The organism is Pseudorhodoferax soli (assembly GCF_003337555.1).
In the GTDB taxonomy this organism is placed as follows: domain Bacteria; phylum Pseudomonadota; class Gammaproteobacteria; order Burkholderiales; family Burkholderiaceae_C; genus Pseudorhodoferax; species Pseudorhodoferax soli.
Genome location: NZ_QPJK01000008.1, coordinates 298,656 through 314,050 on the forward strand (window position 1 = coordinate 298,656; position 15,395 = coordinate 314,050).

The 15,395-nt window shown below is 64.5% G+C and carries 13 protein-coding genes; 6 read left to right on the top strand and 7 right to left on the bottom strand.

What is annotated here, in order from left to right; all coding sequences use genetic code 11:
- Window positions 1–6: 6 nt before the first annotated feature.
- A complete protein-coding gene (gene phnX, locus DES41_RS26735; protein ID WP_114470650.1) occupies window positions 7–885 on the top strand; it encodes a phosphonoacetaldehyde hydrolase in 879 nt (292 codons plus the stop codon).
- A 267-nt stretch (window positions 886–1,152) separates the two neighbouring features.
- Window positions 1,153–1,851 carry a glutathione S-transferase family protein gene (locus tag DES41_RS26740; protein WP_114470651.1) on the top strand — a complete coding sequence of 233 codons (699 nt, stop codon included), beginning with the start codon at window positions 1,153–1,155 and terminating at the stop codon, window positions 1,849–1,851.
- A gap of 55 nt (window positions 1,852–1,906) precedes the next feature.
- Here DES41_RS26740 and DES41_RS26745 read toward each other — a convergent pair whose 3' ends face one another.
- Window positions 1,907–2,338, bottom strand: coding sequence for a PACE efflux transporter (locus DES41_RS26745; protein ID WP_114470652.1), 432 nt, complete (start codon window positions 2,336–2,338; stop codon window positions 1,907–1,909).
- A 72-nt stretch (window positions 2,339–2,410) separates the two neighbouring features.
- Between DES41_RS26745 and DES41_RS26750 the strand changes: the two genes are divergently transcribed.
- Window positions 2,411–3,307, top strand: a complete 897-nt coding sequence (locus DES41_RS26750; RefSeq protein WP_114470653.1) for a LysR family transcriptional regulator — start codon at window positions 2,411–2,413, stop codon at window positions 3,305–3,307.
- A 4-nt stretch (window positions 3,308–3,311) separates the two neighbouring features.
- Here DES41_RS26750 and DES41_RS38015 read toward each other — a convergent pair whose 3' ends face one another.
- From DES41_RS38015 to DES41_RS26765, 5 genes are all read right to left on the bottom strand, one after another.
- Window positions 3,312–3,620: a hypothetical protein gene (locus DES41_RS38015; protein WP_147282968.1), complete on the bottom strand. Its 309-nt coding sequence runs from the start codon at window positions 3,618–3,620 to the stop codon at window positions 3,312–3,314.
- A 500-nt stretch (window positions 3,621–4,120) separates the two neighbouring features.
- Window positions 4,121–5,887, bottom strand: coding sequence for an ATP-dependent nuclease (locus tag DES41_RS26755; protein ID WP_114470654.1), 1,767 nt, complete (start codon window positions 5,885–5,887; stop codon window positions 4,121–4,123).
- Between the two features lie 81 nt (window positions 5,888–5,968).
- Window positions 5,969–6,589 (bottom strand): DUF4145 domain-containing protein, encoded by a 621-nt coding sequence (locus DES41_RS26760; RefSeq protein WP_170168296.1) that lies wholly within the window; start codon window positions 6,587–6,589, stop codon window positions 5,969–5,971.
- Window positions 6,590–6,643: 54 nt separating this feature from the next.
- Window positions 6,644–7,336 carry a hypothetical protein gene (locus DES41_RS38020; protein ID WP_147282969.1) on the bottom strand — a complete coding sequence of 231 codons (693 nt, stop codon included), beginning with the start codon at window positions 7,334–7,336 and terminating at the stop codon, window positions 6,644–6,646.
- 163 nt (window positions 7,337–7,499) lie between these two features.
- Entirely contained in the window at window positions 7,500–8,429 is a 930-nt protein-coding gene (locus DES41_RS26765; RefSeq protein WP_114470656.1) for a restriction endonuclease, read from the bottom strand.
- A gap of 871 nt (window positions 8,430–9,300) precedes the next feature.
- Between DES41_RS26765 and DES41_RS26770 the strand changes: the two genes are divergently transcribed.
- Window positions 9,301–11,706 carry a S8 family serine peptidase gene (locus DES41_RS26770; RefSeq protein ID WP_211333086.1) on the top strand — a complete coding sequence of 802 codons (2,406 nt, stop codon included), beginning with the start codon at window positions 9,301–9,303 and terminating at the stop codon, window positions 11,704–11,706.
- A gap of 44 nt (window positions 11,707–11,750) precedes the next feature.
- The gene (locus DES41_RS26775) at window positions 11,751–12,323 is read left to right on the top strand and encodes a PEP-CTERM sorting domain-containing protein (RefSeq protein WP_211333087.1); all 573 of its coding nucleotides are present in this window, start codon (window positions 11,751–11,753) and stop codon (window positions 12,321–12,323) included.
- 90 nt (window positions 12,324–12,413) lie between these two features.
- On the opposite strand, the gene DES41_RS26780 is transcribed toward DES41_RS26775, so the two are convergent.
- On the bottom strand, window positions 12,414–13,814 hold the full coding sequence (locus DES41_RS26780; RefSeq protein ID WP_114470659.1) for a GntP family permease: 1,401 nt from the start codon (window positions 13,812–13,814) through the stop codon (window positions 12,414–12,416).
- A 289-nt stretch (window positions 13,815–14,103) separates the two neighbouring features.
- Between DES41_RS26780 and DES41_RS26785 the strand changes: the two genes are divergently transcribed.
- The gene (locus DES41_RS26785; RefSeq protein WP_211333088.1) at window positions 14,104–15,228 is read left to right on the top strand and encodes an alpha/beta fold hydrolase; all 1,125 of its coding nucleotides are present in this window, start codon (window positions 14,104–14,106) and stop codon (window positions 15,226–15,228) included.
- The last annotated feature ends 167 nt before the right edge of the window (window positions 15,229–15,395 follow it).

Below are 15,395 nucleotides of genomic sequence, written 5' to 3' on the forward strand. Positions count from 1 at the left end.
AAGACCATGCAACACACCGCCCCCGCCACCACACCCGCAACTGCGCCTGCGCCGACACCGGCAGCCGTCTCCACCGCCCGCGACCGGCTGAGCGCCGTCGTCTTCGACTGGGCCGGCACCATCCTCGACTACGGCTCCTGCGCGCCCATGGGCGCCTTCGTGCGGCTGTTCGAGCAGTTCGGCATCACCATCAGCATCGCCCAGGCGCGCGGCCCCATGGGCCTGGCCAAGTGGGACCACATCCAGGCCCTCACGCGGCTGCCCGATGTCGCCGCGCAGTGGGAAACCCGATACGGCCACCTGCCCACGAAGGCCGATGTCGATCGCCTGTACGAAGTCTTCACGCCGCTCAACGCCGCCGTGGTGCCCGACTTCGCCGCCTTCATCCCCGGCGCGCTGGAGGCCGTGGCCGCCGTGCGCGCGCGCGGCCTCAAGGTGGGCTCCACCACGGGCTACAACCGGCCCATCATGGAAGTGGTGACGGCCATCGCCGCCAAGGGCGGCTACGTGCCCGACAACCTGGTCTGCGCCGGCGACCAGGCCACCGGCCGGCCCACGCCGCTGATGATGTGGCGCTGCTTTGCCGACCTGGGCATCTGCTGGCCGGCCACCGTGGTGAAGGTGGACGACACCGAGGTCGGCATCGAGGAAGGCCTGAACGCCGGCACCTGGGCCGTGGGCGTGGCGGTGAGCGGCAATGCCATGGGCCTGCCGCTGGCCGAGTGGCAGGCGCTGCCGCCGGCCGAGCAGGCCAGCCGCCGCGCCGAAGCCACCGCCAAGCTGCGTGCGGCGGGCGCGCACTACGTGGTCGATTCCGTGGCCGACCTGCTGCCCGTGCTCGACGCCATCGCCGAGCGGCTGGCCCGCGGCGAGCAGCCGCGCTGAACGGCGGGTAGAGCGCCAGGGCAGGGCGCGCGGGCGTACAAGCCCGCGTGGCTCTCGTGTCGTCGGTCGGTTCATGGCCACACGCCGGGTGTGCCTGTCGTCATCTGCCTGCATGCGGATGCGCTACAGGCCGACCCGCGCATGCGCCAGGGCGCCATCCACTCGAACGCCTGCCCCGGCGCATCCGACCGCGGGCAGGCGCGGTGCGCGGGCTGTTGGGGCCCTGCCGTGTGGCCCGCGCATGGGCCTGCAACTGGAGGGCATCCCATGATCACCGTCACCGCCATGAAGTGGGCGCCGCCGTTCGCGGCCGGCCAGGTGCGCGACCACCGCGTGCGCTGGATCTTGAACGAGGTCGGCTGGCCGTACGAAGTGCGGCTGGTCGACGCGCCGACCATGAAATCGCCCGGCTACCGCGGCGGCCTGCAGCCCTTCGGCCAGCTGCCCGTGCTGGAAGAGGAGGGCCGGGCGCCCCTGTTCGAAAGCGGCGCCATCGTGCTCGACGTGGCCATGCGCGCGGGCCGCTGCATCGGTGCCGAGGGAACGCCCGAACGCGCGGCCGCGATCCAGTGGGTGGTGGCCGGCCTGAACTCCGTCGAGCCCTTCCTGTTCAACGTGGCCGAGGTCGAATACTTCATGGACGACGCGGCGGTGAAGGCCGCCAGGCGCCCCGTGGTCGTGGCGCAGGCCAAGGAGCGGCTGGCGCTGCTGGAGCAGGCGCGCGGTGGGCGCCCATGGTTCGTGGGCGACGCCTTCTCGGTGGCCGACCTGATGTTGGGCTCCATCCTCAAGATCGCGCAAAGCCTCAACCTGCTGGACGAGCTGCCGGCGCTGGCCGCCTGGCAGCAGACGGTGCTGGCGCGCCCGGCCCATGTGCAGGCCGAGCGCGACCAGAAGGACGAGATTGCGCGACACACGGCCGCCGACATGCGCTACGACGCCGTGCCCAAGACTTCAGCGCCCTGAACCACCAGGCCGCCACACCGCGCGGCGGCTGACGCCCCACCCCGCGCAGGCCGTGTCAGGCCGGCTGGGCCGCTGCCGAGGCCGGCAGACCGAACACCCGGTCGAAGCCCCAGTTGAAGACGAAGGTGTAGACCAGGAAGAACAGCAGCAGCGCCGCGTCGAACAGCAGGGCTTCGTACAGGCCGATGTTCAGCCACCAGGCGAACAGCGGCACCAGGATGGCGGCCAGCCCGCCCTCGAAGCCCAGCGCATGGGCGATGCGCCGCATCACCGAGCGCCCGCGCACCGGTTGGCGCTTTTCCCAGGCCTCGAACAGCGTGTTGAACACCAGGTTCCACACCACGGCGATCACAGAACACACCGTGGCCAGCGCCGTGGAGGTGCCCGCGCCCTGGCCGGACAGCAGCGCCAGCCCCACGCTGGCGCACAGGATGGCGATCCCTTCGTAGAGGGTGACGTAGACGATCTTGCGTTGAATGCCTTGCATGGCCCGCACTGTATGAGCGCTGCGCTGAAAGAAAAAGTCAACTCATGTCAGCGCAGCTGATAGATTGTGGCCATGGTCTTCACATCCGACAACGTCGTCCTGTTCTTGGCCGTGCTGGACCAGGGTTCGTTCTCCGCCGCCGCCCGCTCGCTCGGCCGCGTGCCCTCGGCCGTGAGCATGGCCGTGGCCAACCTGGAGGCCGAGCTGGCCGTGCAGCTGTTCGACCGCAGCGGCCGCGAGCCCCAGCCCACCGCCGCCGCGCGTGCGCTGGAGCCGCAGGCCCGGCAGATCGCGCAGCAGCTGCGCGCGCTGGACGCGCATGCGCTGGCCCTCACACAGGGGCTGGAGGAGCGGCTCACGCTGGCCATCACGCCCGAGCTGCTGTCGTCGCGCTGGACGGGCCCGCTGGCGCAGCTGGCGGCCGAGCACCCGCTGCTGGACGTGGAGGTGCTGGTCTCGCCCCAGGCCGACGCGCTGGCGATGCTGCACACCGGCCGCGCGCAGCTGGCCCTGGTGTTCGAGCGCCCGCTGCTGGACGGGCGCGAGGCCTTCCGCCAGGTGGGCAACGAGACGCTGGTGGCCGTGGTGGCGCCCGGCCATGCGCTGCTGCAGGAGGCCGATCAACCGGGCGGCCTGGGCGCGCTGCAACTGGCCAACACCCGCCAGGTGGTCATCGCCGGCCGCGACGGCGGCGTGGCCGACGCGCGCGTGGTGTTCGGCCGCCACGTGTGGCACACCGACAGCCCCGAGGCCGCGATGGGCCTGCTGGAAGCCGGCCTGGGCTGGGGCTGGCTGCCAACCAGCCTGGTGCAGGAGCGGCTGGACCGGGGGAGATTGGTGGCGTTGCCGCTCAAGACGCTGGACAACGGGATGGCGCTGTGCGTGGACGTGGTGTGGTCGCGGGAGAGGCCGTTGGGGTTGGGGGGGAGGTATTTGGTGGAGGGGATGGCGCGGGCGAGGGCTGGGTGAGATGTCAGCAGCCGCCGTAGTTCTTTTTGCCGCTGCGGGTGATGGTGTAGGTGCCGCCGCGGGGGCCGACGAAGCAGGTTTGGCCGGAAGAGGTCGGTGCTGCACGGGCTGTGCTCGGCACGGCGGATAGGCTGCTGCCCGTTGCCGCATGCGGCTGCGATTTCTGTTGGTTCGAGGCGGCGCCTGCCGCGGCCTTTAGGCATTCGAGGCGTTTGCTTGCTGGCTCCATCTGGTTGCAGGCTTCCAGCAATATGGTTGGAACCTGTGCTGACGCGGAGGTGATGAGCAGTAGAAGTACTGGAAGTTGCTTCATTACTCTCCTTGTTGCTGACTATTTGATGGTTTGTACCTTCTAGTCGAAGCTGCGGATTTTCTCGATAGTTCTGAGGCCATAGCCGAAACTTAGCGTGTGAGCCTATCCTGCGGCGAAGCCGTCCGTTGCAAAAAAGTTAGGCGCCCGCATCCTTTGCAACGGCAAGAATGTATGAGGCGTGATACGTGATTGCTTGGTAGGCTACCGGCGACCACTCGTTCGACTCTTTCAAAAGTGCCAGCACACGCTCCGTCTTGTCGCCGCTGGCCGTACGCCTTTTTCCGGATGACTCCGGAATGAAAAACACAGTGCTACCGTCAACCTCCACGCGAAACGGCCTTCCCCTTGCTTCCGTATAGAGAACTTTTCCGCGCAAGGAGCGGCAGTGATTACGGAATGAATCAAATGTTTTCAGCATAGTACTTATATCGATTGCTAGAAATCCTAACGTGCAGCTTATCGGGCGGCAAAGCCGTCGCTGGAGAAACCAGTTGGACCTCTCACGAATAGATGCTCCTGATCTTTCTTTCAAGTTCAGCTGACATGTTGAATTCCAGAGATTCAATATGAACAAGTGCAGCATAGGGCTTATTCTTCTGGCCACCGGCCACGCCGATCTCTTCCTCGATGTCATTGGCGAAAACTACGGGAAATCCCAACGCTTTATCTAGTACGGCCTCTATCAAGGATGTGCTTTTATCGGCCGCTTGAATAGCATCATGATTCTTATGAGCTTGATGATCCATATCGTAGACAACGACGTATGGAATTTTGAATTTGTTCAATAGTTGAACGTAGAGCGGAATGTTATCTTTGGAGCCGCAATCGATAAGTGTGTAGTCGTATCTGAAGACACCGAGTCGCTTGGCTAGAAGTGGGATGCAGGTCTCATCCGTTGGCCCCTCTAGCAGCACAACTCGCTTGGCGAAAAACAGCTCACTTCGATCAGGATTGATCCAGTATGAAAGATTGAAGTCCTTCTTGCCATCTCCGCTAAAAATTTCATCAAAACATTGGCAAATCTCGGTTCCGCGAACGTCGTCATCCTTTCGAACTATGCAAATTGATTTGTAGCGTTCTACATCAATGAGGGCGCTTGCATGAGTACAGAGAATCACTTGATTTTTTGATTCCGAGAGTGCCGCGAGAGTGTCGAAGAGTGATCTCTGTGCCTGAGGGTGCAAATAGAGTTCCGGTTCTTCCAAGATAAAATATGTTGAAGCCGAAACGGCGCGAACTTGGTTTTCGTCAGCGGCAAGCTTTTCTCGCTCTTTCTTAAGTCGATCCGACACAACCTTTATCAGGGCAAAGGTCAGAGCTCTTTGTAGGCCATGTCCCTTTCTGCGGATGTCGGTGCGCATGCCGTCGTCAATCCATACTTGGGTGTTTGCGCGAAACACATCGTCGATGTTTGGCGGAAGTACTTCTACGTCAATCTCAGCGCGCCACGAGGCCAGTTCCACACTCAGCAGGCGCTCAAACTCCGTTAGCTCTTTAGGACGGACTTGATTCTCGGCCCCGTTCGCGTCACGTCGGTTTAGTGTTCCAAAAAGTGACCGTAGTTTGTCCTTTGTGTCCTTCCAGTCAGTGTTGGTGGCGGACATCGATTCGATGATTGCAGCGTAGAGTTTTCCAAATGCGCTGGCCTCTCTGGTGGTGAAGTCGTCCGTCGCGTCCTTAACTGCGGGGATGAAATAAATATCGCCGAAAATTCCTTTGGCGACAGATTTGAGGCCAAGGAAGTTCGTCTCTTCAAGCTCAAAGTTGAAGGCGACTGCCGCCTGGTTGTGTGCAATGTAATTCGCCTGTGCATCAACGATATCTTGTTTCGACAGGCGTCCATCTTTGGGCAGAAATGGATGAAACGGGAGGCTGTTCGCTACTTCTCGCTTTGCAAATGAGGAAGCATTACTCTCCTTGAGCCAGTCATCCACAGGATTCTGCAAAAATCCGCGGTAATCGAAGTTGCCTCCGGTATAGGCGGTTTTTCGCACTTGAATTACGCCGTCGTGGCGAAGGTATTTCTTGAACGTAACCTTGTCGACTTCGTCCAGATCGGCGAATTCTGCCTCTACGTAGAGCTCCTGTGCTCCGCAGTTGAAGTCGAGATCTTGAGGTTTGATCTCACCAAAGAAGAAGAGAATCGCGCTTAATACATTTGACTTCCCATGATTATTCTGGCCGATGAATATCATCAAGTCTTGAAACTTAATCTCAAGCTGCTTGATAGAGCGCCAATTCCTAATTCGGAGCGTTGCGAGCTTCACTTTTTTCTCCTTGAGAGGCCTTACGTAAAGATGGGCGGACGCCGAAGGCGCTCCACTCGACTCATCGGTTAGATATGAGCGTCACTCCGCTTCATCGACACCGACACTCTCACGAAACTCCTTCAATCGTGCCGGCGCGACATAGACGTACTCAACCAAGGTTCTAAAGAATTTGTCCATCTGCCAAGTCAGTGGAACTGTGACCTGCTGATCAGTGTTGTGCGCTCCGGAGTTTCCGAGCGTCCTGAGAACGTCAGTTACTTCAACCAAGACGGGTGGAATCTCGCCATTCTCGGCAAGGCTCCTAAGCCGTGTGTGAAGCGTACCTTTAGCTACGCCTCTGTCATCACACAACGCCTCGAGGGAACGACGAATTAATACTGCGAACGCATTGGGCGAGACCTTCTGAACACGCTTCGACTCTCGGTAATTTCTTGCCACGACTTCCGGGATCGAGCCATCCAGGTTCACGTCCGACGGAAATACAAGATTTGGTTCTGAGCCATCGTCATACTCGTGATTCTCGTAAATGCTGAGGTCTCCGCATGTAGCACAAGCGTAGCCTGTGTAGTACGAAGTTGGAGGATCGTTGGCGAGCTGTCCGTCAGAACCATACCAGTCGCCGACGTAGCTATGCGAAAAAACCGATTTGTGCGGAGTCTTGTTTCCGCAGTGTGGGCACACAAAGACTGGATCACTCATTTCTAACGTTTGACTTAAGCTGCGTGCCGAGGGCATATCCACTTGAAGGAAGGGTTAGCCAACGATAGGCCGCCGCGTTCGAAGGTCTTCGAGAACTTCTGGCATTTTCTTTTCTGCGGCAGCTGCCCTCGTGAGTGACACGGTTGTGGTGGTGGACATTGTTGCGACCTGAACGCCAATTGGCGCCCCGGCTGAGGATGCCTTGAGGTGTTTGAAGATGGCTTGATGCATTTGCTCTTGAAAATTCTCTCGGATTGTGGCTGTGCCCGACTGGAGCAAGAGTCTGACAACTTCACCGTATTCAAGAGCCTCGTGCCGAGTGGGAATACGCCCTTTGTGCACTACATCGTTCCTAAACTCGCGCCACTTTCCTGCTGGTACGCTTGGTGATGTGCCAAGGATTGCTGAGTGCAAGAAGACGAAGGCACCGAATTGCCGTTCGGATTGAGCTGCAACTATCTTCCAAGATTTAGACCATTCTTCGTCTTGCACCCCAGCCTTCATGCAGAAAACACTTAGACTGAATTCGTAGAAGCGCTCCAGCGCCGCCGAGAAGCTCGATACAGCTTCTCTGTAGTAACCATCGAGGATTGCATAGGCTCCAATTTCAAATAAAATCTCAAACTTCTGCTCCTGAAGTACAGTGAGCGCCCTGTGCCCGTTCGTGCAAGTGAACTCATAGAGCCCATCATTGCGCAGCTCAATAGGAACATAGTCGTTGGATGGAACGCCATTCAGCTTAGGCATTCCATACACGTGAAGAAGAGCTTCATTTGTTGGCTAACGAGATATATACGGATGGCTAACGATTCTGCTAAAAATTTGAGCGCACAGCACTAGCTTTGCCAAGCTTGCCCACGTCCGCCACTTGTCTTTGACGGATAGTTAAGCTTCATAAACGAGATCAAAGTCAATTTCCTGAGGAAATTTCTCTAGTGCCGCGACATCCGGTTGAATACGCCGAGCATCCCCAGAAATCTTTCCCCACTGTCGCTCCCTTTCGGGCCACGCGCCGAACCATGGGTTTTGAACATCGCGGGCATTTCGGGTCGATTGCAGACTCCGCGACCGGGGGAGGCTGCTTGGGATTGGCTGCCGGAGTTGGCTGCGCATCTGCAGCCGTTTTATTCGACGAGCCGGGTTCGGCTGCGCGGGACTTTGTCGCTTGCTGACTGCGGCCGTCTCGCAGCAATTGCATCAAAGCCAGCCCGTCGAGCAACTGGACATTCCGTCCGGCCGCAAACGCTTGCGCATCCCCCGTGAACCGTCCGGATGTAACAACAAAACCACCGGCCACACCCTCCGCTGCTATCGCCCCGTACAACTCCCGCACCGTGGACACCCCCACCTTGAACGCCTTCCACTGCTTGCACTGCACGAGGAATTTCTCGCCACCCCTGGTCAGCACCAAGTCGACACCACCGTCCGCGCCACCGCCGCCGGTCTCACGCACGCCGTAGCCCCGGCGCTTGAAGCCTTCGCCGACCAGCATCTCGAATTCCTGCCATGACATGCCTTGGAGTGCGTCAGCGCCGGATGCTGGCGAGGCCGTGTCGAACAGTGCCTTGCGCTTGCGCCGACGCAGGAACGACGCCAGGGCGCCCAGCAGGCAGATGAACGGAAGCAGGTACTGGCCGCCCGTGGCGAGGCCCTGGATGAGCATGGAGGGAAGCGCTTCGCTGAGCTGCTTGCCTGTTTTCACCGCCAGCAAGGGGCGGGTGGCAACGGCGTGGAGCACCCAGTACGACACCGCGGCCAGCGCAACACCGCCCCACCAGGGCAGCAGCGCCACGAGGTCCATCAGATCGTCGGCCGTGCTGGACTTGCGCCGTCTTGCCATCGTCTCCCTCTCGTACAGAATGTCGATTCAGAAACCTTCTGAAACAATCCTAAGAGGGATTCGCGCGGGCGTTGAAATTTGGGCGCGCGTGATATCCACCAATTGGTGGAGATGGCGCTTGCCAGCGCTTCGACCAAATTGCACGCGCTTGATTTGCGTCAAGTCAGCGGGTGTCATCGCTCCCGCTGCCACGTGCGGCTGCAGCCACACAGCCCACGCTGCACGATTACAGCCGCGTTCACGCCCACGCCGGGCGCTGCGAAGCTGTTGGTGCCGAAGTACGTGTGGATCGGCGCGGGCATGAAGGTGCTGGCGCGGCCGGTAGCAGGCGCGTTTCCACTCCGACGATGAAGTCGTCACCTGGCGGCGTATCGCACAGCCCAGGGCGCGCGCCGCCCGGCGGCCCTGCGTTCGGGTAGCCGAACGCTGGCGTGCCGGTCGTTCGGAAAACCGTCTGCCTGCCCGCCCCGTCGACGGCCGCCATCGATCTGCCGGCCCGGTCCACCCGCCGGCCTGCGAGTGCTGCCGCACAGGGCCTGCGCTCTCCTGAATGGCTCTGTCCGCGGGCGTGCAGGCCGGTGATCGGAGCGTGCTCACAGCGGCTTTGCCCCACGAGCCGGCGCGCACGCAGGCCGGTGCGCGGCCCCGAAACACCGCGTCCGGCCGGTGGCATGGATCGTGCGCAGTGCCCCTGGGGGTTCTCGCCCTCAAGCAGCTCTGCCAGTCGCGCGCATGCCCTTCACCGGCATGTCCAGCGCGCGCACGGCGGCACACCAATTGAAGAATTTCGACGGAGGGTTCAGGGATGTATCAGCCAATCTGCACGAATGGCACGGGGATCAAGCGGCGACCGAAACCAGCGGTGAAAAACATGCAGGTGCACATGGCCTGTCTGTCGCTTCTGGCCTTGATGGCCGCGCCGGCTGGCGCCAACCAGTGGTCCTATCCGGGCGACCCCGGGTTCGTCGCGCGCAGCGCGCCGGAAGTGCCCGGCGCCAGGGCCAGCTGGGAGACGCCCGAGTACGGCTACTACACCGGCGTCAACCCGCTGGGCGGTGGCACGGCCATCAATGCGCCGTGGCAGCTCGTCGCCGTCAACGCGTCCACGGCCTACGCCCTGGGCTACTACGGCCAGGGCGTCACGCTGGGCATGATGGATTCGGGCTACCGCACGACGCACCAGGGCTTCCAGACCACGATGATCGCGCCGGTGCGGGCCAGCGGCGTCTACGCCACCTCCGGCTTCGGCTACCGCAGCACGCCCACGCCGGGAAATCCGTTCACGGCGGGCGAGTCCTTCGTGGTGGATGGCGACCAGGCGAGAACCAGCGACTATTCGCACGGCACCGGCATGCTGGGCGTGACCTCCGGCATCCGCGATGGCCTCGACCAGCATGGCATCGCCTTCGGCTCGAAGATGGTGGTGGCCAAGACCGGCGGCTCCGACACGCAATCGCACGGCCCCTTCCACGACTACGTCTACTGGTACACGGCCAACAAGGCCCTGGTGGACGCCGGCGCCCAGGTGATCAACAGCAGCTGGGGCTCGTATGTCCAGACCTTGAACCGCTCGCAGTTCGACGGCTCGGGCAACGATCTGGGCGCCAATGGCAACCTGGCCAATGCGTACCAGATCGCCGGCAAGGACAGCGCCAACCCCGCCGCGATGGCGTCCATGATCCCGAACGAGACGATGAAGGATCTGGAGTACCAGTACTTCTTCACCAAGAAGACCTACTCGGTCGGCGGCATCCAGTACAACCCGAACTACCCGGGGCGCTCGTTCATGGATGCCATCTGGGAGGCCATCAGGGTCACCGGCACCGTCAACGTCCGGTCGGCCGGCAACAACGACTGGAGCAACCCTTACTTCCGGCCCGCGTATCCGCTGTTCAACCCCCTGGCGGAGAACCAGTTCGTGGCGGTGGGCGGGGTGCAGCCGCCCACGGCCGCCAATCCCGAATACACCAAGCAGTTCGGCTACAACGAGGCAGGGCTGGCCAAGTGGTGGTCGGTGTCGACCCCGTCGAACAGCGTGCGCACCACGGGCAGCGGTGGCGACACCACCTACTCCAACTCCAGCGGCACGTCGCCGGCCACGCCGGTCGCCACCGCGGTGATGGGCGTGCTGCTCTCGCGCTTTCCGAACATGGACGCCAAGCAGGTCCGTGACCTGATGCTGACCACGGCCAACAACCGGATGTCCGACCGCACGCGCTTCCTCGGCATGGGCCAGACCTCGCCCACCGGCGCATCCATCGCCTGGACGGCACCCGACGGTCTGCCGGACGACCGCTGGGGCTGGGGCATTCCCGATCTGGCCAAGGGCGTGCACGGGCCGGGCCAGTTCCTGAGCCCCATGGTCTACACCATGAACAAGGCGCCGCTGGATGTCTGGTCCAACGACATCGGCCAGGTCGCGATCAAGCAGCGCGAGCAGGAAGACCGGCAATGGCTGGCCAGCTACAAGCAGCAGGGCATCGCCCTGGCCGGCCCCTTCAGCCCCAACGTGCTGAACCAGAACGGCACGCTCAGCCCGCAGGCCTTCATGGTCCAGGGCCTGCTGAACGACCCCGCCATCCAGGCCATCACCAACGGCCGGCCCGAGACCTACGACAAGATCCCCTATGCGGACGCGGTGGCCTGGCGCAAGGAATGGATGGACGCGCGCGCGGCCTACATCCAGAGCAAGATCGACCGCGGCCAGTACACGGCCTCGCTGACGAAGACCGGCAGCGGCACGCTCATCCTCACGGGCAACAACAGCTATGCGGGTGGGTCGACGGTGGCGGGCGGCAAGTTGTCGGTCGTCGGCACCAACGGCTCGGGCGTGACGGTCACCAGCGGCGGCACGCTGGGCGGAACGGGCACGGTGGCGGGCGCCATCGTCGTCATGACCGGCGGCGTGCTGTCGCCGGGCGTCACCGCGGCCGAGGCTGCGGGCATCCCCGCCGTCGTGGCCGATGTGACGGTGGCCGCAGGCGATGTGCTGCGTGCCAGCACCGCCAAGATCGGCTTCGGCGGCGCGTTTGCCGCCACGCTCAAGGCGGGCGGCGTGTCTTCGCGCCTGGTGGCTTCCGGCGCTGTGGCGCTCGGCGGCAACCTGAGCCTGTCGGTGGCGGCGCCATCCAACCCGGGCGACACCTACACCCTGATCCAGGGCAGCAGCATCCTCGGCACCTTCGCAGGCTTGCCCGAGGGTGCGAGCTTCCAGTCGGGCGGGCGGCAGTACCGCATCTCCTACCAGGGCGGCCGCGTGACGGTCACCGCTGTGTAATGGCGCCCCGCACTTGTTTTGTTTGTCTACTGAAGGAAAAGAGCATGAAGAAGATCAGTTCGTCGATCGCAGGCATCGTGCTGGCCGCCACGGCGGCTTTTGCGGCGCCGGCGCAGGCCAACCTCGTCACCAACGGCGGGTTCGAGACCGGCGATTTCTCCGGCTGGGCGCAGACCGGTGACGCCGTGTTCGACGGCGTCCAGTGCGCCGGGCCGGGCCCCAGCGTGTATGCGGGCAACTGCAGCGCCTACTTCGGCTCCCCCGAGTCGCAGAGCGGGATCGCGCAGACCATCGATGTCGGCAGTGTCGGCAAGATGTGGAACCTGTCGTTCGCGTTCCTGCCCGATGGCGGCCTGCCGAACAGCTTCACGGTGATGTTCGGCGGCAAGACGTTGCTGTCGCTGACCGATACCGGTGCGAGCGACTACATGGTCTACCAGTTCAGCGGCTTCACCACGGCGGAGAACATGACGCTGAGCTTCGACTTCTTCGACCCTGCCGGCTTCCTGTCTCTGGATGCGGTCACGGTGACGGCCGTGCCCGAGCCCGCGACGACCGCCTTGATGGGCGCGGCGCTGGCGGGCCTGCTGGTCATGCGCCGCCGCAAGGCGAGCTGAGGCGCTGCGGCGCCGGCGGCGCCGGTTGGCCGCCAGCGCGGTCTGGGGCGGCTGGCGGTGCCGGGCGCCCGACGCGGGGGCGCTGCGGCTTCAGAAGCTGCCGAACGCCGTCCCCAGCGCAATCACCGTCACCAGCGCCACGAGGGGGAACACCATCGTCACCGCTGCGATGTTCAGGTACGACTGCTTGTGCGTCAGCTTGCAGATCGCCAGCAGCGTGATGATGGCCCCGCAGTGCGGCAGCGTGTCCATGCCGCCGGCCGCGAGCACGGCCACGCGGTGCAGCAGCTCGGCGCTGATGCCGGCCTCTTGCGCCATGCGCAGATAGTCCCCGCCCAGCGCCTCCAGCGCGATGCTGAGGCCGCCCGACGACGAGCCGGTGATGCCGGCCAGGATGTTCATGGCGATGGCTTCGGAGATCAGCGGGTTGCCGGGCGACACGTTGAGCACCGCCTCCTTGATGATGGCGAAGCCCGCCAGGCTGGCCACCACCGCGCCGTAGCCCACCTCCGATGCGGTGTTGAACAGCGGCAGCATGAAGCCGAACACGCCCTTGTTCACGCTGGCCTTGAGGTCGGCCCAATGGCCCAGGCGCATCAGCACCAGCACCGTGCAGGCCAGGGCCAGCGCCACGATCAGCGACCACAGGCCGGTGCTGGTGGCGGTGTTGAGGTTGGGGAAGGCCTCGCGCATGAAGCCCAGGTCCATGCGCGGGAACACGATGTAGGTGAAGAGTGCGTTCACACCCACCACCAGCAGCAGCGGCAGCAGGGCCTGCCACACGGGCATCTCGGCCGTGCTGATGGCCTCGCCGGCGGGCACGGTGGCGCCATCGTCCTCGTGCTTGCCATAGCCTTCGCCCGCGCGCCGCGCCGCCGCCACGCGCGACTGCAGCCACCACAGCCCGCCGCCCAGCATGATGGCGGCGGCGATCACGCCCAGCCCCGGCGCCGCGAAGCTGTTGGTGCCGAAGTACTTGATCGGGATGGCGTTGATGATGGCCGGCGTGCCGGGCAGGGCGGTCATCGTGAAGGTGAACGAACCCAGCGCGATGCTGGCCGGGATCAACCGCTTGGGGATCTGCGCCGCGCGGAACAAGTCCTTGGCGATGGGGTAGACCGCGAAGGCGACGACGAACAGCGAGACGCCGCCATAGGTCAGCAGCGCGCAGGCCGCCACCACCACGACCACCGCATGGCGCTGGCCCACCACGCGCACGATCCAGCCCGACAGCGTGTGCGCCGCGCCCGAATCGGCGATGAGCTGGCCGAACAGCGCGCCCAGCAGAAAAATCGGCAGGAAGGCCATCGCGTAGTTGGCCAGCGCGGGCATGAAGGTGCCGGTGTAGATGGGCAGCAGCAGCGCCGCATCGCCCGAGAGCAGCACGGCCAGCGCGGCCATCAGCGGGGCCAGCAGCAGCACCGTGACACCGCGGTACGCGAGATACATCAATAACACCAACGACACCACGATCGCCAACATGCCTGCCATGCCCGGGCCTCCCTTGCCTTGAAAGCGGCGCACTGTAGCAAGCCCTAGGGTTTACACGGGTACCGCAAGGGGATCGCGCTGGCGGGCGCGCCTGCGCCGGCAAGGCCTCGGCCGACGCCCGGCCTGCGCCCAGGCCGCCAGGTGCAGTGCGTGCCGGCCCGCGGCCTCTGGCATGCCAAGCCCACGGTGCCAGGGTGCGGCTGCCGGCCTTGGCGGCGGGCCCGGGCTTCTACAAATACAAGGTGCGGGCCGCCCCTTGCCGGCCCGCTGCCAACCACCAGGAGCAGCCATGTCCCAGCCCGAGAGCCCGACCCCCATCACGCCGCCTGCAGGCGCCGACCCGGATCTGGCCGCGCAGGCCAGCCCGGGCTACGGCGTGCCCTCGCAAGACCCGCGGCCGGGCGCGCAGCAGCCGCTGTCGCCGGCCGAGGCCGCGCGCGAAGCCGGCAGCACCCTGGCGGGCGGCGGCGTGCTGGCCGGTGCTGCGGCGGGTGCGGCCGTCGGCGCCGTGGTGGGCGGGCCGGTGGGCGTGGTGGTGGGCGGGGCCCTTGGCGGCGTGGCCGGCGCGGTGGGCGGTGCGGCGGCCGGCAAGGCCATGGCCGGCGAGCGCGTGGACCTGCACATCGAAGACAGCGGCGGCAACGGCCGCCCGGTGGTGCTGATCCATGGCTGGCCGCTGTCCGGCCAGGCGTGGGAGGCCCAGGTGCCGCTGCTCAGCGCGGCCGGCTACCGCGTGGTGGCCTACGACAGGCGCGGCTTCGGCCGCTCGGCCAAGCCCGCAGGCGGCTATGGCTACGACCAGCTGGCCGACGACCTGGCCCAGGTGTTGGAGCACTGCGGCCTGCAGCAGGGCGTGACGCTGGTGGGCTTCTCCATGGGCGGCGGCGAAGTGGCGCGCTACGTGGCCCGCCATGGCCAGGCGCGGTTGCGCAGCGTGGTGTTCGCCGCGGCCGTGCCGCCGTTCTTGATGCAGGGGCCCGACAACCCCGAGGGCCCGCTCACGCCCGAGAAGGCGCAGCAGATGAAGAGCAGCCTGGCGCAGGACCGCGAGGCCTTCTTCGAGCAGTTCACACGCGATTTCTTTTCGGCGAATGGTGCGCTGCAGGTCAGCGAGCAGCAGCGCGCCGAGGCCGTGGCGCTGTGCCGCCAGTCTGGCCCACACGCGGCGCTGGCCTGCATGGAATCCTTCGGCACCACCGACTTCCGCGACGACCTGCAGAAGCTGACGGTGCCCACGCTGGTGCTGCATGGCGATGCCGACGGCATCGTGCCGCTGGAGGGCTCGGGCCTGCGCACGCACCGCGCCGTGCCGCACAGCAAGCTGGTGACGGTGCCTGGTGCGCCGCACGGGCTCAACACCTCGCACCCGCGCCAATTCAACGACGCGCTGCTGGCCTTCCTGCGCGAGGGCTGAACGGGCCGTGCGCCATGGCCGGCGGGGGCCGGCGGCGGGCCCTTCCGCGCCATCCTTCCATCGGGTGGAGGAGGAAGGCGGCACGCTCCTGCAGTACGCTGCGCGCAGCCCATCAGGGCGGCACGGGAGGGACCATGGTGCAGTGTCTTCGCTCCGCTGGGGCGCGG